This is a genomic window from Microbacterium sp. P26 (genome assembly GCF_023712585.1).
GTDB lineage: Bacteria > Actinomycetota > Actinomycetes > Actinomycetales > Microbacteriaceae > Microbacterium > Microbacterium algihabitans_A.
On record NZ_JAMAXZ010000001.1, the window covers coordinates 166,894 to 185,104 of the forward strand.

Sequence of the window (18,211 nt, forward strand, 5' to 3'; positions counted from 1 at the left end):
CGCCCGGTTGCTGCAGCGGTTGGTCTGACGGCCCGTCGCCTCGTGGTCGCCTAGGCGAGCACCAGCTCGATGTTGCGATGGTCGCGGAACACCCGCAGCACCAGCTCGAAGTACGTCTCGCCCCGACCCGCGTTGAGGGCGTCGAGCGCCCGCTGCGCGGGGCCCGCGGCGTACACCTCGGGGCGTTCCAGCTTCGCCCGGTAATACTCCCGCGTGGCCTCGACGCCGAGCGCGTCGCGCGCGACCTCGGCGTCGCGCCACACCACCCGCATCGGCTCGGCCCCGCGCAGCACGCCGAACCCGCCGTACAGCAGGTCGTCGAGCGCGTCGAGGCTCTCGCCGAGGGTCCAGTCCTCGTCGGGCATGAAAACGCGGTTCAGTTCGACGTAGAGCGACGGGATGCCGTGCACCGCCGCTCCGTCGATCTCGAAGGTCGGCCGGGTCATGGCATCCGCGTTCCCGACGTCGCGAAGGCCGCGGGGGTCACGCCCAGCACCCGCCGGAAGTGTCGCGTCAGGTGCGATTGATCGTGGAAGCCTGCGCGCACGGCCGCCTCGGCGGGGCGCACGCCGTCGACGAGCAATCGGCGCGCCGTGTCGACGCGACGCGTCACGAGGTAGCGGTGGGGAGCGATGCCGTAGGCCTGCGAGAACACCCGGACGAGATGGCTCGGATGCGCGTTCAGTTCGCGCGCCGCGTCGGCGAGGGTGAACGACTCGGTGGTGCGGTCGTCGAGCAGCGCGCGCAGACGCCGCGCGAGCGGGACATCGGGCACCGTGGCGAGCCCCGCCCCGGCGTGCACGCGCACGGCCGCGCGCACCGCGAGCAACCAGTGCTCGGCGGCGAGCTCGTCTCCCGGATGCCGCAGGGCGGCGTGCACGCGCCGTGCCGCGGTCATGGCCTGCGGGTCGGCCAGGGTCGGGCGCCGCGCAATCTGCGCCGCCGTCTCGCTCGAGAGCCACTCCCCACCGAGGTACAGCACGCGCTTGCGATAGCCCTCGCCCACGCGGGCGGAGCGTCCGTCGTGCGGGATGCCCGGCGGCAGCACGGTCACCGCGGACGGAGCCGCATAGTGGGCACCTCCGTCGAGCGCGTACGAGACGACTCCGCGGTCGACGAGCATGACGGCCCAGTCGTCGTGCGTGTGCACCGGGTAGGCGTGGTCGAGCTCGGCGTGGTAGCTCTCACGGAGCAGCGGCACCTCGGGATGCCATGCCCGCACGCGATCGACCATGTGAGAAACGTACAAGACCCCACCGACACCGCCGCCCGATGCTGGAGGGGTGAGTGATGAGAACACCGTCCCCCTGTTCGACACCAAGGTGATCGTGATGCTGCGCGACGACCTCGCCCCCTGGCAGAAGCTGAACGTCACCGCGTTCCTCATGTCGGGGATCGCAACGAGCGCGCCAGATCTGGTCGGCGAGCCGTATCTCGACGCCGACGGCACGACCTACCTGCCGATGCTGCGGCAGCCGGTGATCGTCTTGAGCGGTGACGCCGAGACGCTGACCAAGGCGCGAGCCAAGGCGGCCGCGCGCGACGACGTCGCCCTCGCGGTCTACACGCGCGAGCTCTTCGCCACCTCCCACGATGCGGCGAACCGGGCGGCGGTGGCCGCGGTCGCGGCATCCGATCTCGATCTCGTCGGCATCGCGATGCGCGGCCCGCGCAACGCCGTCGACCGCATGGCGAAAGGCGCCACCGCCCACGCGTGACGGGAGTTCACTCCCCCGGAACGAGCAGCCCGCTCTCGTAGGCCGCGATCACCAGCTGAGCGCGGTCGTGGGCGCCGAGCTTGAGCATCGTGTTCTTCACGTGGGTCTTCGCGGTGTGCGGCGAGATGAACAGCGCGGCCGCGACCTCGTCGTTCGACCGGCCGCGCGCGACGTGCAGCAAGACCTCGCGCTCGCGCTCGGTCAGCATCGCCAGCGACGGCGCATCCCGTGGAGCCGTCGGCTCGACCCGGCGCACGTACCTCTCGATCATCGCCCGGGTCGCCACGGGCGACAGCAGCGCACCACCGTCGTCGACCGCGAGCACCGCGTGCACGATCTCGTCGGGCTCGGCTCCCTTGCCGATGAAGCCGCTCGCGCCCGCCCGAAGGGCCGCGACGACGTAGTCGTCTTCCTCGAACGTGGTGAGGATGAGCACGCGCGTCTCGGCGAGGGCGGGGTCGGCGCAGATCAGACGAGTGGCCTCGATACCGTCCAGGCGCGGCATGCGGATGTCGCACACCACCACGTCGGGCCGCAGCGATCCGGCGAGCGCGACCGCTTCTTCCCCGTCGACGGCTTCGCCTACCACCTCGATGCCGGGCGCGGCATCGAGAAGGTCGCGCACGGCCGTGCGGATGAGGGCTTGGTCGTCGACCACGAGCACGCGGGTCATCGGACACCTCCGGGGGTGACGGCGAGGGGAAGGCGGGCGGCGAGACGGTAGCCGCCGGGGGCGAGCCCGGCATCGAGGTGACCGCCCACCGACTCGACGCGTTCGCGCAGACCGACGAGACCGAAGCCGGAGGGAGAGGCGGTCTCGGGCGTGCGGTCGAGGGGGTTCGTGACGACGATCTCGATCTCGTCGCCGTCGCGGCGCAGCAGCACGTGCGCGCGACGTGCGGTGCCGTGCTTGAGGGCGTTGGTCAGTCCCTCCTGCACGACGCGGTAGGCGACGATGTCGACCGAGAGGGGCAGCGAGTCGGCCGGGTCGTCGCGGTCGAGCTCGTCGCGGACGACGACGTCCCATCCCGCGACGCGCACCGACTCCACGACGTCTCCGAGGCGCGCGAGGCCGGGCTGCTCGCGCGGAGCGGTTTCGTCGGGCGCGCGCAGCACGGTGAGCAGGGATCCGATCTCGCTGAGCACGTCGCGCGAGGCGGTGCGGATGGTCGCCAGCGCCTCGCGGGCGCGCTCGGGCCGCGTCTCGAGCGTCGACGACGCCACTCCCGCGTTCAGGCTGATGACCGAGATGCGGTGCGCGACGGCGTCGTGCAGGTCGCGCGCGATGCGCAGCCGCTCCTCGGTGACCCGGCGTCGGGCCTCGGCCTCGCGCGTCTGCTCGGCGCGGCGGGCGCGTTCGATCACGGCCTCGACGTAGGCGCGGCGGGAGCGAGCTGCGTCGCCCAGCGCGCCCGCGAGCGTCACCATCAGCCCGACCTGCAGGAACCGGGTGTCGAGCCCCGTCGTGAGCTCGATCACGATGCTCACCCCGACCAGGCCCACCACCGCCGGGATCGCCACCGGGGCGGCCTCGCGCCGAGTGAGCCGGTCGGCCATGCCGTAGGAGGCGATCACCATCGACAGCGCGGCCCCGGGCAGCAGCGTGCCGAGCACGAGCGCCGTGACGTACAGCGCGATGCACGCCAACAGCACCGTGCGCGGCCAGCGCCGCCGCAACGGCAGCAGCAGCGCGGGCACGACCGCGATCGCGAACACGAGCGGGCTCGACGGGCGCAGCTCGGGGAACGGCACGGGGGCGAAGACCGGCGCGATCACGAGGATCGCGGCGACGACATCGAGCAACCACGCGCGACCGGCGGGGATCAGACGCGGCGCGGAGTCCGTCGTCGGGTCGGGTCGCATCGTCCCAGTCTGACGCGCACGCGAGCGTCTGACCATCGCCCGGTGGGGGCAGACGAGATCTCCCCCCACCGGGGTATGCCCGCACCCCCGCGGAGCGACGCGGCAGCGGGCCCGCGCGACGACAGTGGAGCCATGACCACCGAACCTCCTCCCCCGCTCTTCTCCGTCGTGGATCTGCACAAGTCGTACGGCCGCGGCTCGGCGCGCTTCGACGCGCTGCGCGGAGTGTCGCTCGACATCCGACGCGGTGAGAGCATCGCGATCGTCGGCAAGAGCGGCTCGGGCAAATCCACCCTCATGCACCTGCTCGCCCTCATGGACGCCCCCACCACCGGCTCGGTGATCTTGGAGGGCACGGATGCCGCGACCCTCCGCGGTCGCCGGCTGAACCGCACCCGCAACAAGACGTTCGGCTTCGTGTTCCAGCAGTTCTTCCTCACCCCGAACGCCTCCGTGCTCGACAACGTCGTGCTGCCGCTGAAGATCGCAGGAGTCGGCCGGGCCGAGCGCAAGCGCCGAGGACTCGCGGCCCTGGCCGAGCTCGACATGCAGGACAAGGCCAAGAACAAGGCCACGGCCCTCTCGGGTGGCCAGAAGCAGCGCGCGGTCATCGCCCGCGCCCTCGTCAACGACCCGCAGGTGATCTTCGCCGACGAGCCCACGGGCAACCTCGACACCGCCACCGGCGCCGTCGTCGAAGACATCTTGTTCCGCCTCAACCGCGAGCACGGCATCACCCTCATCGTCGTCACGCACGACGAAGACCTCGCCGCGCGCTGCGATCGCCGCGTGCAGATCCGCGACGGCGTGATCGTCGCCGAAGAACGGAGCGCGGCATGAGGACCACCGACCTCGTCGCCACCGCGGCGGCCAACACGTTCCGCTCGAAGACCCGCACGATCCTGACGGTCCTCGCGATCTTCGTCGGCGCGTTCACCCTCACCCTGACCAACGGGCTCGGCACGGGCATCAACCGCTTCATCGACGACACCGTCTCGGCGATCGGCGCCGGCGACGTGCTCACGGTGACCAAGACGAGCACGAGCGACGCGGCATCCGGAGCCCCTCAGAAATACGATCCCGACTCGGTCTCCGGCGGCACCACGAACCCCGGTCGACCGGGCGCGAGCACGGCGGTCTCGGCGCTGACGGATGCCGACATCTCGACCATCGAGGGCCTGTCGGGCATCGAGCGGGTCGTGCCGGCGAAGGCCGTGAAGATCGACTACGTGCAGTACGACGGCGGGCAGCCCTACGTCGCATCGGCAGGGTCGCTCATCGGCGGACAGACCCCGCAGCTGTCGGCCGGAACGGCGCCCGACGGTTCAAGCTCGGCCCTGCAGACGGCGATCCCCGAGTCGCTCGTCACGCCGCTCGGGTTCTCGAGCGCCGACGACGCGGTCGGGGCCACCCTCACCGTCGCCGTGTCGGATCCCGTGCGCACCCCGCACCTCGTCGAGGCGACGATCACCGGCGTCACCGAGGGGGCGTTCGCCAACGCCACCTCGCTCACCACCAATCCCGCCCTCGAAGACGCCCTGTTCGCCGCGCAGAACACCGGCGTGCCCTCCGATCAGCTCGATCGGTACGCCAGCGCAAGCGCCTTCGTGTCGCCGACGGCCACCGCGGCGCAGATCGACGAGATCAAGACGACGCTCACGGATGCCGGATACACCGGCCAGACCGTCTCGGATCAGCTGGGCACGTTCAAGGCCGTGATCGACGGCATCGTGCTGGTGCTGAACGCGTTCGCGGTGATCGCGTTGCTGGCGGCGAGCTTCGGCATCGTCAACACCCTGCTGATGTCGGTGCAGGAGCGCACCCGCGAGATCGGGCTGATGAAGGCGATGGGCATGGGCAGCGGGCGGGTGTTCTCGCTGTTCAGCCTCGAGGCCGTGTTCCTCGGACTGCTGGGCAGCCTGATCGGGGCCGCGGTGGCGATCGCGGTCGGCACGGCCGTGAGCGCTCAGCTCGGTCAGAGTCTGTTCAGCGATCTGCCGGGGCTGCAGCTGATCGCGTTCGATCCGACGTCGATCCTGGTCACGACGGTGGCGATCATGGCGATCGCGTTCCTGGCCGGCAGTCTTCCTGCGGCGCGAGCTGCGCGGGCGGATCCCGTGGAGTCGCTGCGCTACGAGTGATGGCGGTTCCGTGAACGCGAGAGGGCCGGATGCCATGGCATCCGGCCCTCTCGTATCGAACCCCGTGACGGGGGTTCCGGACGACTACTCGCCGCCGTTGATCACCGACAGATACGACCCGAAAGGACGTGCGGTGTCGGAGGCGGCGAAATCGTCGGCGATGCCCTCGTGAGGCGCGTTCTCGTTCTGCATGTGTCGAGTGTGGACGAGCAGGGCGGATCGCGAACGGTCCTTGACACAAACCATACGTTTCACCTAGCTAACTACTCAAGAGTCTAGGGTTCGGTCGGACAACCGGCGGTGAAGCGCTGATCTGGCCGATACCAGAAACGGATACCCAGATGACGCATAGGAGAAAGATCAGTACTACCGGTCTTTCGGGGGCTACGGTTCCCTCGAAGGGGGAAGACCGTGACTCGACCTCGCACTGTGACACACGTGTACTCGCTCGGCGGCGGCTGGGAGAAGACCTCCCACGAGACCTTGACCCCGGAAGTGGCCGAAGAGCTGCGCCATCAAGGATTCACCATGGTCCGGGCGCGCCGCGGCATGTTCGACAGCCGCGAGATCTCGCTGCGCGACTACCCGCCGCAGCGCACAGGCTCACCGGTCCTGCCGAGCTGACGGCGTCGCACGGCTCAGGTGGTCGCAGCCTCGGCTGACGGGGCGAACACGATGATCGCCGCCCCCACCAGCGCGACCGCTGAACCGACGTAGTCCCATGTCGTCGGCTTGAAGCCGTCGACGACGATGCCCCACGCCAGCGATCCCGCGACGAACACCCCGCCGTAGGCGGCGAGCACCCGGCCGAAGTGGGCGTCGGGCTGCAGCGCCGCGATGAACCCGTACGCGCCGAGGGCGACGATGCCGAGAAGCGCGAGCCACCACCCGCGGTTCTCGCGCACGGCCTGCCAGATCAGCCAGGCTCCCCCGATCTCCGCCACGGCGGCGAGCAGGAAGAGGACGATGATGCGTGCGGTGGTCACCCCACCATTGTGGGCGACTCGCGATCCGGCCGATACACCACCGAAAGGGGGACAGATTCTTCTGCGACCTCGGCGTAACGTTGGCCACCCGCTCCGATGACGTAGCCCCGAGGGATTTCCGTCAGGAGAACACCATGACTCGTCCGCGCACCGCCACGCACGCCTACCGCATGCCCGGAGGCTGGCAGAAGCTCCCCCACCACGCGCTCACCCCCGACTACGCCCGCGACCTCCGCGATCAGGGCTTCACGATCGTCCGTGCCCGACGCGGATGGAACGACTCCCGCGAGCTCTCGCTCGCGCAATACGCCGCGGGGTCGGCATCCGGAACCGCCGCATGGGGCGACCCCGAGCTGAAGCCGTTCAGCGGCTGACCGCTCGACCCGACCATCTTTCCGCGGGGCTCCACCGGTAACGCCGGAGGGGCCCCGCTCTGTGCGAGGCCCCTCCGGGTGGTGGATCCGAGAACGTCAGGCGCGAGCGGCCGCCGAGGTCATCGGGCACTCGAACGGGTCGCGGGCGGCGAGCCCCACCCGGTTGAGGTACTGGATGACGATGCCGTACGACTGCAGCAGCGTGGTCTCGACGTAGGGCACGTCGAGGGTCTGGCTGTGCTCCTTGACGATGGCGCGGGCCTTGCTGAGGTGCGGGCGCGGCATGTTCGGGAAGAGGTGGTGCTCGATCTGGTAGTTCAGGCCACCCATGAGCCAGGTGGCCCACCAGCCGCCGGTGATGTTGCGCGAGGTGCGCACCTGCTTGCTGAAGAAGTCGAGCTTCGCGTCGGGGGCGATGACGGCCATGCCCTTGTGGTTCGGGGCGAACGAGGCGCCCATGTACAGGCCGAACACGGCGAGCTGCACGCCGACGAAGGCGAAGGCCATGCCGAGCGGCAGGAAGACGAACACCGGAGCCACGAAGATCGCGAATCGCAGGGCGATGAGGCCGAGCTCGGTCCAGCGACCCTTGACCGGCTCCTTCGAGAGCAGGTGGCGCAGACCGATGTAGTGGAGATTGGCTCCCTCGAGCGTGAGCAGGGGGAAGAAGGCCCAGCCCTGACGCTGGGTGATCCAGCGCTGCAGGCCGCGCGCCTTGGCGGCGTCGACCTCGATGAACGAGATCGTGTCGATCTCGATGTCGGGGTCTTTGCCCACGCGGTTGGGGTTGGCGTGGTGGCGGGTGTGCTTCGAGGTCCACCACGACAGGCTCATGCCCACGACGCCGGCAGCGAGCCACAGCGCCAGACGGTCATTGGCCTTGCCCGAGGCGAAGATCTGCTTGTGCGCGGCCTCGTGGGCGAGGAACGCCACCTGCGTGAGCAGGATGCCGAGCGCAGCCGCGATGAGCAGCTGGAACCAGCTGTCGCCCAGCAGGACGAAACCGGTCACGCAGCCGGCGAAACCGAGGATGAGCACGGCGCCGACCATCGCGTAGAAGCGGCGGGCGCGGACCAGCAGGCCCGTTTCGCGCACGACCTGCGAGAGCTCGGTGTAAGCCTTCGCCATGGGCGGGAAGTCCGTCGTCCCCTTGTAGGTCTGACGGATCGGCCCCATCCGGGACTCGATGACGGGTGCAGCCATTGCGTGCTCCTCGGGTGGGGTGACCGTGTCGGCCCGAAGTCGAAGGCGGATGCCGAGGACTTGTTCGTGACGCTACGCGGGGCGTATGCGCGAAGGCGCATACCGCTCGACGCCGACCCCCGGAATCACGCGGATCGCGGCGGAAAGGAGGGGCGATTGCCCAGGCGATTGCCAGGCTCGGGGCCGCCCGGGGGTCGTATTCCAGGGTGGTGACGGTCAGTCACCCCAGCAACGCGTGAACCCTCTGACGCAGTGCCGCCGTCGCCTCTTCGCGGGAGCGCCCGACGCCCTCGTCGTTGAGCAGGTCTAGGGCGACCTCGACCAGGATCGCAGTGCTGAGGAAGAGGTCGGCCGCGACGACGCCCTGCCCGTCATCGCACGGCTGTCGTGCGGCGCGGATGGCCGCCGCGGGAGTGCCGAAGCGCTCACGCACGGCCGCACGCTCTTCGGGCGTCGCGTCCCAGAAAGGTCGTCCTGTTGCCGCAGCCCGATCGATCACGTTGATCAGGAACTCGCGAGCGTCTGTCTGTGCCACGTCGGTTGTTCGCGGCGGCGGGGCGGGTGGATGGCGGGGCGGACTACTGGTTTCGCGGGCGTGTACGCGGCCACGTCGGTGGGGGTCAATGGCTGGACGTACCGCGCACGCGAGCTGTTTCCTGGGCACATGGGGATGACGAATGCCGAGGTGAAGCGGATCGTGCTTCCGATCGTTCCGCTCTCCGCGCTGACGGTCGTCGGGTTCGTGCTCGCGGTGAACGGGATGTGGCTCCTCGCGATCATCGTCATCGCTGTCGCCGTCGTCTACCTCGTCTGGTTCGTTCGACGCGAGCGGAACCGCGACGCCGACGAGGCGCTGGCGCGTGCCGCTCGGTACGAGGCGGGCGAGTCGGATCAGGACCCCATGGATGCCACCTCGTGAACGCCGAGGATCGCGCGGCGGGTCTGCGTCGCCTCGACGAGGCCGAGGACCGATTGCTCCGGTCCACCATGAGCCTGGCCCGCTGGGACCCCGGTGCGCACGTGTGGCGGGAGAAACTCGATGCCGAACAGGCTCGCCTGCGTGAACAGCTCGGCCTACCACCGGCTCCGGGCGCCGGCGCCACGAGCAGCAGGGCCGGGTGGGTCATGCTCATCGTGTCGTGCGTGGTGATCGTGACGGTCCTCGCCGTGATCAATCTGGGATGACGCGGAGCGATACGGTCGGTGGCGATCGTGCGTGCGTCCTGCCGGTCGATCCGCGCGAAACGACGAAGGGCCGGAATCCCACAGGATTCCGACCCTTTTCCGTCGGGATGACAGGATTTGAACCTGCGACCCCTTGACCCCCAGTCAAGTGCGCTACCAAGCTGCGCCACATCCCGTTACCCGCGAGCGGGCAACTCCCCTATATTAGCCCCTCGCCGACAGTGCCGCGAACCAGCGCACGGCCCGGGCGTGTGGCCGCACCCTTGTCGATGTCGGACCCCCTCGCTACGGTCGCCGACATGACGATCGAGATCCTGCCTGCGACCTCCGACCGCTTCGATGACGCCGAGGTCGCGCTCGACAGCGGCGATGGTCCCGGATGCCAGTGCCAATGGTGGCTGCTCACCAACGCGGAGTTCGAGAAGAACTCCCGCGAGCAGCTCACCGAACGTTTCCGCACCGAGATGGAGGGCGAGCGGCCCCCGGGGCTCATCGCTTACGTCGATGGAGAACCGGCGGGATGGGTGCGCGTCGGCCCCCGCACCGATCAGGCGCGACTCCTGCGCACTCGCGACGTGACGGCCGCCACGGCCGAGCCGCTCGACGCCGACGATGTGTGGGCGGTGTCGTGCTTCGTCATCCGCACGGCCCACCGAGGTCAGGGGTTGATGAAGAAGCTGCTGGATGCCGCGGTCACGACCGCCCGCGACGCCGGGGCGCGGGTCGTCGAGGCGTACCCCCTCGACCCCGCCAACTCGAAAAGGTCGGCGAACCAGCTGTACCGTGGCACGGTTTCGGTGTTCGAGGACGCCGGCTTCGACGTCATCGATCGGCCCAAGCCCGATTGCGCGCTCGTCTCCCTGACGCTGCGCGACTGACCGCCCGACTTACGATGGAGGTTCGCCCACCGAGGACCTGACATGACCGATGCCCCCACCACCGCGCGCGTCGACGCGTGGCTCTGGGCCGTGCGCGTGTACAAGACCCGGTCCGCGGCGACGACCGCGTGCCGCGCCGGTCACGTGCGTGTCAACGGCGAGCGGGCCAAGGCTGCTCAGCCGGTGCGGCCGGGCGACGAGTTGCGGGTACGCATCCAGGGGTTCGACCGCATCCTCGTGGTCAAGAAGACCATCGCCAAGCGCGTCGGCGCGGCCCTGGTCGCGGAGTCCGTGGACGACCGCACTCCCCTGCCGCCGTCGAAGGAGAGCATGCCGTTCGTGCCCGTCCGCGACCGCGGCGCCGGACGCCCCACGAAGCGCGACCGGCGCGACATCGAGAAGCTGCGTGGCCGGGAGCTCGACTGAGCCGCGACCCAGCTCCGTAAGCGGAAACCTGGGTCCCTGAGCCTGTCGAAGGGACCGGAGGCTCCGACAAGCTCAGCCACCTCACCAACCGGAGGCTTCGACAAGATCAGCCACCTCACCAACCGGAAGCTTCGACAAGCTCAGCCACCTCACGAACAGGAGGCTTCGGCAAGCGCAACCACCTCCCGACCCGCGCGCGGGTCAGTCGAGCTGATCCAGCAACCAGCGGGCACCGTGGACGACCGCGCCGAACTCCTCGACGCGCGCCGCGAGCTCGCGGTCGCTCGTCACGACCACCACCGGTCGGTGCAGAGCCGCCAGCTCGCGAGCGACCGCCACGATCTCGTCGTCGCCCTCGCCCGGCGCGTGCCGCACCTCGATGGCGGGTGCGACGGGCTCCGCAGACCGGGCTTGCCCTTCGAGCACGGCGGTGACCGACGGGAACCAGCGCGTCGCGGAGAGCCCGAGTGCCTCGGCATCCACTCCCCGCTCGGCAAGTCGCGAGATCTTGGTGGCGAGACGGGTGGCGGCACCGGCGCGGTCTTTCCACCAGCCGTCGGGCACCGCGCCCATCACGTTCGCGACGTCGACGACGATCGCGGGTCGCGAGGCGAGGGCCGCGCGCAGGGCCGGCCACGAGTCCGCGAAACCCGGATGCAGCGGCAGGTCGTCGACCTGATCGACCGGAACCCACTCGAGCGCGACGCTCTCGGGGTCGCTGATCACCGGTTCGAACGGCGTCGTCACGTCGGCGACCAGCGTGGAATACGACCAAATGCCGAGGTCGAGCACGCTCTCGAACCGCGGGCTCACGGCATCCGCCGGGACTCCCGCCTCTTCCCCCGACTCGCGCAGCGCGCCGTCGTGGGCGGACTCGCCCTCGTGACGCGCACCGCCGGGCAGCGCCCAGGTGTCGCCGAAGTGACTCCACGACACGCGGTGCTGCAGCAGCACGCCGCGGACGGGATCGAGGGCCAGCAGACCCGCGGCACCGAAGCGGCCCCAGTACTTCTCGCCCGTGGGCGCGACGACCCACGCATCGCCGGGGTCACGGGGCCCGTGCGGACGCCGCGGTTCACCCGGGGCGGGAGGCTCGATCGTCATCCCCTCCAGCCTGGCACACCCGCCGCGTCGCAGCTCCGCCGCGCGTCACATCGCGCCTCGAACGCCGCCGCCGCGACACTGGATCGGTGGACTACGACCTCGACGACGACCCCGAACGCATTGACCGGGATGCCGTGTGGACCTGGCTGAGCACCGAGGCGTACTGGGGGCGCTGGCGCACCCGAGCCGATGTCGAGGCGCAACTCGACAGCGCGTGGCGCGTCGTTGCCGCGTACCACCGCGACAGTGGCCGGCTCGTGGGCTTCGCCCGCGCGATCTCCGACGGAGTCGGCTTCGCGTATCTCGCCGACGTCTTCGTGGTCGAAGGACATCGCGGTCACGGCCTGGGCAAGGCGATCGTCTCGCGCATGATCGACGAGGGTCCCGGCCCGCACTTCCGCTGGACGCTGTTCACCAGCGACGCGCACGGTCTGTACCGGCAGTTCGGTTTCGCCGAGCCCGACCGCACGGCGCTGGTGCGCCCCGCGGCTCCGGCCTGAGCCTGCCGAGACCCCGGGCGCGGCCGCACGAGACCCGCGAGACGGCAACTCGCTGACAAACCCGCGACAACCTGCAACGGTTTCGTCAGCGAGATGCAGTCTCGGCGAACTCCAGCGACCGCGCACCGACACCGCACCCTCGACACCCCGGCACCGCGCACCGCGCACCGCGCACCGCGCACGCGCGATCGCCCGCCGCTACGGCATCCGCCCCGCCCCGCACACGGCGAACGCCCCGACTCCACGCGGGGGCCGGGGCGTTCGGTCGACGGGCTCAGGCGTCGAAACGCGCGCCCTGCGGGTCAGACGGCAGGAGTTCGAACACCAGCAGGATGATGCCGCCGACGAGCGGAACGAAGGCGATGAACATCCAGAATCCGCTGCGGTTGCTGTCGTGCAGGCGACGGGCGAGAAGGGCGAGGTGCGGCACGATCGTCGCGAGGCCCCAGAGGAACAGCACGATCAGGAACACCAGGCCCAGGCCGCTCGGCGGCACCGGGTTGCCCGCAGCGTCGACGCCGCCGCCACCGCCCGTGATGAGCGCGAGCATGCTCAGCACGAACGTGATCACGGCGTTGGCGAGGATCCACCACCAGAACTCGCTGCGGCTGGCTCGCCCGCTGAAGGTGGCGTACTTCTTGAAGAAGCGCTGGACGGCGGCTCCGATCGGCGCGCCGTAGTACGGCTGGCTGAGCGGAACGGCGGAAGAAGCAGTGGTCATGTGTGTCCCCCTGACACGATGGCGAGTGCAATGCACGCCGATGACGTCACCGGCGCGAGTGAACCTTATCGACTCGGTCGGTCGCGCGCGGGCACCTTGCGCCGGTCAGCGATCGAAACGCGCTCCCCCGGGGCGCGATGCCTGCACCGTGAAGACGAGCAGGATCACCGGTCCGACAAGCGGGATCAGCCCGATGAAGATCCAGAATCCGCTGCGATCCGTGTCGTGCAGGCGCCGCACCAGCACCGCCAGGGTCGGCACGATCGTCGCGAGGGCCCACACCAGCCAGATCAACCCGAGGATCACCCCGAGCGGACCGGTGATGGTCGTCGAGCCGTCGGCTTCGATCCGGATGCCGTCGGTCAGCGTGGGCAACGCATTCAGCACCGTGCCCACGACGGCGGCGGTCAGCACCCACCACCAGTACTCGCTGCGGCTCGCGCGTCCGTGGAACGTCGCGTACTTCGCGAAGACGCGGCGGATCGCGGCGCCCAACGGCGCCCCGTAATACGGCTGGTCGAGGGGCGGCGCGGCGGTGGTCATGGGGTCTCCCGGCGAAGCAGAGGGCGGATGCCACGGCGGCGCCGTCGCGAGAGCACTGTATCGACCGCCCGGTCGGGCCGGGGCCCGCTTGCGCCGGTGCGGTCCCGCGGCCCGCGCCCAGCGCCCAGCGGCCCGCGCCCCGCGCCCCGCGCCCGCCACGGCACGGCGCGCGAGACTGCATCTCGCTGACGAAACCCGTGTCAACCTGCAACGCAGATGTCAGCGAGATGCAGTCTCGCGAGAAGTCCCGGCCCGCAGACCCGCCCGCACGCGGAGCCACGACGGCCAGACCGGCATCCCGCACACGCGAAAGCGCCCCGCCCCACGACGGGGACGGGGCGCTCGCGACGCGACTCAGCGCTGGCGCTTCTCGCGGATGCGCATGTTGAGCACGATCGGGGTGCCCTCGAAGCCGTAGATCTCGCGCAGGCGTCGCTGGATGAACCGGCGGTAGCCCGGGTCGAGGAACCCGGTCGTGAACAGCACGAATGTCGGCGGACGCGTGGCTGCCTGCGTGCCGAACAGGATGCGCGGCTGCTTGCCTCCGCGCAGGGGGTGCGGGTGCTCGGCGACGAGCTCCGACAGGAAGGCGTTGAACTTTCCGGTCGGAATGCGGGTGTCCCACGACTCGAGCGCCTGCTCGAGAGCGGGCACGAGCTTGTCGAGGTGACGACCGGTGCGGGCCGAGATGTTCACGCGCGGGGCCCACGCGACGTGCGCGAGGTCCTGCTCGATCTCGCGCTCGAGGTAGCGGCGACGGTCCTGGTTCTCCATGTCGTCGTCGCTCAGGCGGTCCCACTTGTTGAACGCCAGTACGAGCGCGCGACCCGACTCGAGCACGAGGTCGATGATGTTCAGGTCTTGCACGCTGATCGGCTGCGACACGTCGAGCACGACGACCGCGACCTCCGACTTCTCCAGCGCGGTCGAGGTGCGCAGCGACGCGTAGAAGTCGGCGCCCTGCGACAGGTGCACACGGCGACGGATGCCGGCGGTGTCGACGAGCGTCCAGAGCTTGCCACCGAGCTCCACGACCTCGTCGACCGGGTCGCGGGTGGTGCCCGCGAGCTCGTTGACGACGACGCGCTCTTCGCCTGCAGCCTTGTTCAGCAGCGACGACTTGCCGACGTTCGGGCGGCCGAGGATGGCGACGCGGCGGGGGCCGCCGATCTCGTACTTGGCGACGGCCGAGACCTCGGGCAGCACCTTCATGATCTCGTCGAGCAGGTCGGCGACGCCGCGACCGTGGATCGCCGAGACCGGGTGCGGCTCGCCGAGTCCGAGGTTCCACAGGGCCGTGGCCTCGGGCTCCTGGCGCGCGTCGTCGACCTTATTGGCGATGAGGAACACCGGCTTGCCGCTCTTGCGCAGCAGCTTCACGACGTGCTCGTCGGTCGAGGTCGCCCCCACCGTGGCATCCACCACGAACAGCACGATGTCGGCGAGGTCGATCGCGACCTCGGCCTGCGCGGCCACCGAGCGGTCGATGCCCTTCGCGTCGGGCTCCCACCCGCCGGTGTCGACCAGCGAGAAGCGGCGGTCGAGCCACTCGGCCTTGTAGGTCACGCGGTCGCGGGTGACACCGGGGGTGTCTTCGACGACGGCCTCGCGGCGGCCCAGGATGCGGTTCACCAGCGCCGACTTGCCGACGTTCGGGCGACCGACGATCGCGACCACCGGCAGCGCCGGCAGGAACTCGATCTCTCCGTCACCCGAGGCCAGGCCCGCGAGCAGCTCGGCGTCGTCCTCATCGAGGTCGAAGTCGGCCAGGCCCGCGCGCAGCGCTTCGGCCCGCTGTTCGGCGAGCACCTCGTCGAGGTTCTCCATCTTTTCGGCGAGCTGGTCGGGCCCGCCTTCGTACTCGTCTTCAACGCCCATCGCGGGCTCCCATCGTGGAGTCGACGACGTTCAACACGGCGTCGACGGTCTGTTCGAAATCGAGGTGGGTCGAATCGACGACCTCGACGCCTTCAGCGGCGGTGAGGAAGTCGACGACCGTGGAATCGGCGGCGTCGCGCTTGTGCAGCGCAGCGGCCACCTTGGCGGCGTCCTGGTCGGTGAGCTCGGCGCTGCGGCGCGCGGCGCGCACCTCGGGGGCGGCCGTCAGCAGAATGCGCACGGGGGCGTCGGGGAAGACCACTGTGGTGATGTCGCGGCCCTCGACGACGACACCCCGAAGAGCGGCGGATGCCACGAGCCGGCGGAACAGCTGGTTCACGGCCTGGCGCACGGCGCCCACGCGCGCGACCCCGCTGACGGCGTCGGTCACGCGCGGCTCACGGATCGCGGTCGTCACGTCGACGCCGCCGACGCGCACCCAGCGGTCGGTGGTGTCGAGCGAGATCGCGTAGTCGAAGTCGCCGAACACCTCGAGCACCGCGGTGGAGTCGGAGGTGTCGACCCCGTGCTCGAGGGCGTGCCAGGCGAGGGCGCGGTAGGCGGCGCCGGTGTCGAGGAATCCGTAGCCGAGACGGGCCGCCGTCGCCTTCGAGACGCTCGACTTGCCGCTGCCGGCGGGACCGTCGATCGCGACGATGACGGGGGCGGATGCCGAGCCCTCGGCGGGGGCCGCGAAGCCGGGCGCGGCGAGGCCGGGGCGGAAGAGGGCGGGGGTCGGATCAGTCATGGGTGGTGCTCGCAATCCGCCATCCGCGCTGCTCGAGCCCGTCGACGGCTCGGCGGACGGCGTCGGGGACGACGCTGATCTCGGCCAGACCGAAGGGAGCCCCCGGTGAGTGCTCGAGACGCAGGTCTTCGACGTTCACGTCGAGGTCGCCGAGTTCGCCGAACAGGCGTCCCAGCTGGCCGGAAGTGTCGTCGATCATGACGACGAACGTATCGAAGCGGCGGTTCTGGCCGTGCTTGCCGGGCAGGCGCTCGACGCCCTCGTTGCCGCGGCGGATGGTGTCGGCCACCGCGCGACGGGCGCCGGGGGCGTCGGGGTCGCGCAGCGCTGCGGCCACCTCGGTGAGGTCGGACGCGAGCTCGTCGAGCACGGCGACCACGGGGGCCGCGTTCGCTCCGAGGATCTGCACCCACAGTTCGGGGGCGGATGCCGCGATGCGCGTCGTGTCGCGCACGCCCTGACCCGCGAGACGGAGCGATCCGTCGGGGGCCGTGACGAAGCGACCGGCGAGCAGGCTCGCCACCAGCTGCGGCACGTGCGACATGAGCGCGACGGACTCGTCGTGCTCTTCGGGCGTCATCTCGAGGAGCGTCGCGCCGAGGTCGAGGGCGAGGCCTTCGACGAGCGAGAGGTCGTAGGCCGAGGTCTCACCATCGCGGCAGACGACCCACGGGCGGCCGACGAAGATGTCGGCGCGGGCCGAGATCGCTCCCCCGCGCTCGCGCCCGGCCATGGGGTGCGAGCCGATGTAGTGCGTGAGATCGACCCCTCGTTCGCGAAGGGTGCGCAACGGTTCGAGCTTCACGCTCGCGACGTCCGTGACCACGGCATCCGGATGCGATTCGAGTTCGCGCTGCACGACGTCGGCCGTCACGTCGGGCGGCACGGCCACCACGATCAGCGAGGGCTCGTCGTCGGGGCGTTCGGCCCGACCGGCACCGTAGTCGATGGCCAGGCGCAGCTGCGAGGGAGACGCGTCGACGAGCACGACGTCGACGCCGCGGGCGGTCAACGCGTGGCCGATGCTGGCACCGAGCAGACCCGAGCCGACGATGCGGACGGTGCCGCTCGTGCGGGTCGCCAAAGGCCCGGCCGCGCGCGCGGACGTTCCGTTCGGTTCGCTCATCGGGTCTCCTGCTGCCCTGGGCGACGCCTCACGCGCCGCGGGCGCCCGCGAGACTCACTCGGCCGGATCGGCCGGAGCGCTGTCGGTCGTGCGCGACAGCGTGAGAAGGGCACCGCGTTCTACTGTAGTCAATTCGCGCGCCTTCCCCACCGGGAGAGTTCCCAGGTGCAGCGGCCCGAACTGCCGACGCACGAGCTCGACGACCGGGTGACCGACCTCGGCGAGCATGCGCCGCACGATGCGGTTCTTGCCCGAGTGCAGGGTCAGCTCGACCAGGCTCTCGCCCCGCGAGGCGTCGAGCAGGCGCGCCTTGTCGGCCGCGATACGTCCGTCTTCGAGGTCGACGCCCCTGATCAGGCGCTGGATGGTCTGCGGGAGCACCTGCCCCTCGACCTTGGCGATGTACACCTTCGTGACCCCGAACGAGGGGTGCGCGAGGACGTGAGCGAGGGCGCCGTCGTTGGTCAGCACGAGCAGGCCGCTCGTGTCGGCATCCAGTCGCCCGACGTTGTAGAGCCGCTCGTCCCACTCCTGAGTGAACTGACGCAGGTCGGGGCGACCGCGGTCGTCGTTCATCGAGCTGACGACCCCGGTGGGCTTGTTGAGGATGACGTAGCGCTTCGACTCGTCGAGCTGGATGGCCGTGCCGTCGACGTCGACCAGGTCGGTCTCGGGGTGGATGCGGCGACCGAGCTCGGTGACGACGAGGCCGTTCACGCGCACACGGCCCTCGACGATCATCTGCTCGGCGACGCGGCGCGAGGCCACACCGCGGTTGGCCAGCACCTTCTGCAGGCGGATGCCGTCGTCGCTCGCC

At 70.3% G+C, this 18,211-nt stretch carries 24 protein-coding genes and 1 tRNA gene; 10 read left to right on the forward strand and 15 right to left on the reverse strand.

Going from position 1 to position 18,211, the window contains the following annotated elements; all coding sequences use genetic code 11:
* Window positions 1-50: 50 nt before the first annotated feature.
* Together M3667_RS00825 and M3667_RS00830 are read right to left on the reverse strand one after the other, a co-directional pair.
* Window positions 51-446, reverse strand: coding sequence for a ribonuclease inhibitor (locus M3667_RS00825; RefSeq protein ID WP_251503768.1), 396 nt, complete (start codon window positions 444-446; stop codon window positions 51-53).
* The gene (locus tag M3667_RS00830) at window positions 443-1,234 is read right to left on the reverse strand and encodes an AraC family transcriptional regulator (protein WP_251503772.1); all 792 of its coding nucleotides are present in this window, start codon (window positions 1,232-1,234) and stop codon (window positions 443-445) included. The genes M3667_RS00825 and M3667_RS00830 overlap by 4 nt, the downstream gene beginning before the upstream one ends.
* 49 nt (window positions 1,235-1,283) lie before the next feature.
* On the opposite strand from M3667_RS00830, the gene M3667_RS00835 reads away from it, so the two are divergent.
* A complete protein-coding gene (locus M3667_RS00835) occupies window positions 1,284-1,718 on the forward strand; it encodes a DUF2000 family protein (RefSeq protein WP_251503775.1) in 435 nt (144 codons plus the stop codon).
* Window positions 1,719-1,725: 7 nt separating this feature from the next.
* On the opposite strand, the gene M3667_RS00840 is transcribed toward M3667_RS00835, so the two are convergent.
* Complete coding sequence (locus M3667_RS00840; protein WP_251503778.1) at window positions 1,726-2,391, reverse strand: response regulator transcription factor; 666 nt, start codon at window positions 2,389-2,391, stop codon at window positions 1,726-1,728.
* Entirely contained in the window at window positions 2,388-3,581 is a 1,194-nt protein-coding gene (locus M3667_RS00845) for a histidine kinase (RefSeq protein WP_251503781.1), read from the reverse strand. Before M3667_RS00845 ends, M3667_RS00840 begins: the two co-directional genes overlap by 4 nt.
* Before the next feature lie 132 nt (window positions 3,582-3,713).
* Between M3667_RS00845 and M3667_RS00850 the strand changes: the two genes are divergently transcribed.
* From M3667_RS00850 to M3667_RS00860, 3 genes are all read left to right on the forward strand, one after another.
* The gene (locus M3667_RS00850; RefSeq protein WP_251503784.1) at window positions 3,714-4,421 is read left to right on the forward strand and encodes an ABC transporter ATP-binding protein; all 708 of its coding nucleotides are present in this window, start codon (window positions 3,714-3,716) and stop codon (window positions 4,419-4,421) included.
* Window positions 4,418-5,722, forward strand: coding sequence for an ABC transporter permease (locus M3667_RS00855; protein WP_251503787.1), 1,305 nt, complete (start codon window positions 4,418-4,420; stop codon window positions 5,720-5,722). Before M3667_RS00850 ends, M3667_RS00855 begins: the two co-directional genes overlap by 4 nt.
* A 438-nt stretch (window positions 5,723-6,160) precedes the next feature.
* Window positions 6,161-6,346, forward strand: coding sequence for an alternative tryptophan synthase beta-subunit (locus tag M3667_RS00860; protein WP_251503790.1), 186 nt, complete (start codon window positions 6,161-6,163; stop codon window positions 6,344-6,346).
* A gap of 14 nt (window positions 6,347-6,360) precedes the next feature.
* Here M3667_RS00860 and M3667_RS00865 read toward each other — a convergent pair whose 3' ends face one another.
* On the reverse strand, window positions 6,361-6,708 hold the full coding sequence (locus tag M3667_RS00865; RefSeq protein WP_251503806.1) for a YnfA family protein: 348 nt from the start codon (window positions 6,706-6,708) through the stop codon (window positions 6,361-6,363).
* A gap of 134 nt (window positions 6,709-6,842) precedes the next feature.
* Between M3667_RS00865 and M3667_RS00870 the strand changes: the two genes are divergently transcribed.
* Window positions 6,843-7,082 (forward strand): alternative tryptophan synthase beta-subunit, encoded by a 240-nt coding sequence (locus M3667_RS00870; RefSeq protein WP_251503809.1) that lies wholly within the window; start codon window positions 6,843-6,845, stop codon window positions 7,080-7,082.
* A 96-nt stretch (window positions 7,083-7,178) separates the two neighbouring features.
* Here the strand turns inward: M3667_RS00870 and M3667_RS00875 are convergent, their stop codons facing one another.
* Both M3667_RS00875 and M3667_RS00880 read right to left on the reverse strand, forming a co-directional pair.
* Window positions 7,179-8,285 carry an acyl-CoA desaturase gene (locus M3667_RS00875; RefSeq protein WP_251503812.1) on the reverse strand — a complete coding sequence of 369 codons (1,107 nt, stop codon included), beginning with the start codon at window positions 8,283-8,285 and terminating at the stop codon, window positions 7,179-7,181.
* A 220-nt stretch (window positions 8,286-8,505) separates the two neighbouring features.
* Complete coding sequence (locus M3667_RS00880) at window positions 8,506-8,820, reverse strand: hypothetical protein (protein WP_251503814.1); 315 nt, start codon at window positions 8,818-8,820, stop codon at window positions 8,506-8,508.
* A 129-nt stretch (window positions 8,821-8,949) separates the two neighbouring features.
* Here M3667_RS00880 and M3667_RS00885 point away from each other — a divergent pair, with 129 nt between their 5' ends.
* Window positions 8,950-9,204: a hypothetical protein gene (locus M3667_RS00885; protein WP_251503817.1), complete on the forward strand. Its 255-nt coding sequence runs from the start codon at window positions 8,950-8,952 to the stop codon at window positions 9,202-9,204.
* Window positions 9,201-9,470, forward strand: coding sequence for a hypothetical protein (locus M3667_RS00890; protein WP_251503819.1), 270 nt, complete (start codon window positions 9,201-9,203; stop codon window positions 9,468-9,470). Before M3667_RS00885 ends, M3667_RS00890 begins: the two co-directional genes overlap by 4 nt.
* Before the next feature lie 102 nt (window positions 9,471-9,572).
* Here M3667_RS00890 and M3667_RS00895 read toward each other — a convergent pair.
* Window positions 9,573-9,646, reverse strand: a tRNA-Pro gene (locus tag M3667_RS00895).
* A 123-nt stretch (window positions 9,647-9,769) separates the two neighbouring features.
* On the opposite strand from M3667_RS00895, the gene M3667_RS00900 reads away from it, so the two are divergent.
* Window positions 9,770-10,348, forward strand: coding sequence for a GNAT family N-acetyltransferase (locus M3667_RS00900; RefSeq protein ID WP_251503822.1), 579 nt, complete (start codon window positions 9,770-9,772; stop codon window positions 10,346-10,348).
* A 42-nt stretch (window positions 10,349-10,390) separates the two neighbouring features.
* Complete coding sequence (locus M3667_RS00905) at window positions 10,391-10,774, forward strand: RNA-binding S4 domain-containing protein (RefSeq protein WP_251503825.1); 384 nt, start codon at window positions 10,391-10,393, stop codon at window positions 10,772-10,774.
* A gap of 201 nt (window positions 10,775-10,975) precedes the next feature.
* On the opposite strand, the gene M3667_RS00910 is transcribed toward M3667_RS00905, so the two are convergent.
* On the reverse strand, window positions 10,976-11,878 hold the full coding sequence (locus M3667_RS00910; RefSeq protein WP_251503828.1) for an NUDIX domain-containing protein: 903 nt from the start codon (window positions 11,876-11,878) through the stop codon (window positions 10,976-10,978).
* Window positions 11,879-11,964: 86 nt separating this feature from the next.
* On the opposite strand from M3667_RS00910, the gene M3667_RS00915 reads away from it, so the two are divergent.
* The gene (locus tag M3667_RS00915) at window positions 11,965-12,378 is read left to right on the forward strand and encodes a GNAT family N-acetyltransferase (protein WP_251503831.1); all 414 of its coding nucleotides are present in this window, start codon (window positions 11,965-11,967) and stop codon (window positions 12,376-12,378) included.
* 274 nt (window positions 12,379-12,652) lie between these two features.
* Here the strand turns inward: M3667_RS00915 and M3667_RS00920 are convergent, their stop codons facing one another.
* From M3667_RS00920 to M3667_RS00945, 6 genes are all read right to left on the reverse strand, one after another.
* A complete protein-coding gene (locus tag M3667_RS00920) occupies window positions 12,653-13,099 on the reverse strand; it encodes a DUF805 domain-containing protein (protein ID WP_251503833.1) in 447 nt (148 codons plus the stop codon).
* Window positions 13,100-13,204: 105 nt separating this feature from the next.
* On the reverse strand, window positions 13,205-13,642 hold the full coding sequence (locus M3667_RS00925) for a DUF805 domain-containing protein (protein WP_251503836.1): 438 nt from the start codon (window positions 13,640-13,642) through the stop codon (window positions 13,205-13,207).
* Window positions 13,643-13,996: 354 nt separating this feature from the next.
* Complete coding sequence (gene der, locus M3667_RS00930) at window positions 13,997-15,520, reverse strand: ribosome biogenesis GTPase Der (RefSeq protein WP_144828164.1); 1,524 nt, start codon at window positions 15,518-15,520, stop codon at window positions 13,997-13,999.
* The gene (gene cmk / locus M3667_RS00935) at window positions 15,510-16,268 is read right to left on the reverse strand and encodes a (d)CMP kinase (protein WP_251503839.1); all 759 of its coding nucleotides are present in this window, start codon (window positions 16,266-16,268) and stop codon (window positions 15,510-15,512) included. Before cmk ends, der begins: the two co-directional genes overlap by 11 nt.
* The gene (locus M3667_RS00940; protein WP_154095891.1) at window positions 16,261-17,394 is read right to left on the reverse strand and encodes a prephenate dehydrogenase; all 1,134 of its coding nucleotides are present in this window, start codon (window positions 17,392-17,394) and stop codon (window positions 16,261-16,263) included. The genes cmk and M3667_RS00940 overlap by 8 nt, the downstream gene beginning before the upstream one ends.
* 54 nt (window positions 17,395-17,448) lie before the next feature.
* A complete protein-coding gene (locus M3667_RS00945; RefSeq protein ID WP_251505019.1) occupies window positions 17,449-18,195 on the reverse strand; it encodes a pseudouridine synthase in 747 nt (248 codons plus the stop codon).
* Window positions 18,196-18,211 lie beyond the last annotated feature (16 nt).

Bases quoted from the DNA above. Each gene is read 5' to 3' on its own strand.
- M3667_RS00825 (WP_251503768.1), bottom strand. From the start codon at position 446: ATGACCCGGCCGACCTTCGAGATCGACGGAGCGGCGGTGCACGGCATC.
- M3667_RS00830 (WP_251503772.1), bottom strand. From the start codon at position 1,234: ATGGTCGATCGCGTGCGGGCATGGCATCCCGAGGTGCCGCTGCTCCGT.
- M3667_RS00840 (WP_251503778.1), bottom strand. From the start codon at position 2,391: ATGACCCGCGTGCTCGTGGTCGACGACCAAGCCCTCATCCGCACGGCC.
- M3667_RS00845 (WP_251503781.1), bottom strand. From the start codon at position 3,581: ATGCGACCCGACCCGACGACGGACTCCGCGCCGCGTCTGATCCCCGCC.
- M3667_RS00850 (WP_251503784.1), top strand. From the start codon at position 3,714: ATGACCACCGAACCTCCTCCCCCGCTCTTCTCCGTCGTGGATCTGCAC.
- M3667_RS00855 (WP_251503787.1), top strand. From the start codon at position 4,418: ATGAGGACCACCGACCTCGTCGCCACCGCGGCGGCCAACACGTTCCGC.
- M3667_RS00870 (WP_251503809.1), top strand. From the start codon at position 6,843: ATGACTCGTCCGCGCACCGCCACGCACGCCTACCGCATGCCCGGAGGC.
- M3667_RS00875 (WP_251503812.1), bottom strand. From the start codon at position 8,285: ATGGCTGCACCCGTCATCGAGTCCCGGATGGGGCCGATCCGTCAGACC.
- M3667_RS00885 (WP_251503817.1), top strand. From the start codon at position 8,950: ATGGGGATGACGAATGCCGAGGTGAAGCGGATCGTGCTTCCGATCGTT.
- M3667_RS00900 (WP_251503822.1), top strand. From the start codon at position 9,770: ATGACGATCGAGATCCTGCCTGCGACCTCCGACCGCTTCGATGACGCC.
- M3667_RS00905 (WP_251503825.1), top strand. From the start codon at position 10,391: ATGACCGATGCCCCCACCACCGCGCGCGTCGACGCGTGGCTCTGGGCC.
- M3667_RS00910 (WP_251503828.1), bottom strand. From the start codon at position 11,878: ATGACGATCGAGCCTCCCGCCCCGGGTGAACCGCGGCGTCCGCACGGG.
- M3667_RS00920 (WP_251503833.1), bottom strand. From the start codon at position 13,099: ATGACCACTGCTTCTTCCGCCGTTCCGCTCAGCCAGCCGTACTACGGC.
- M3667_RS00925 (WP_251503836.1), bottom strand. From the start codon at position 13,642: ATGACCACCGCCGCGCCGCCCCTCGACCAGCCGTATTACGGGGCGCCG.
- der (WP_144828164.1), bottom strand. From the start codon at position 15,520: ATGGGCGTTGAAGACGAGTACGAAGGCGGGCCCGACCAGCTCGCCGAA.
- cmk (WP_251503839.1), bottom strand. From the start codon at position 16,268: ATGACTGATCCGACCCCCGCCCTCTTCCGCCCCGGCCTCGCCGCGCCC.
- M3667_RS00940 (WP_154095891.1), bottom strand. From the start codon at position 17,394: ATGAGCGAACCGAACGGAACGTCCGCGCGCGCGGCCGGGCCTTTGGCG.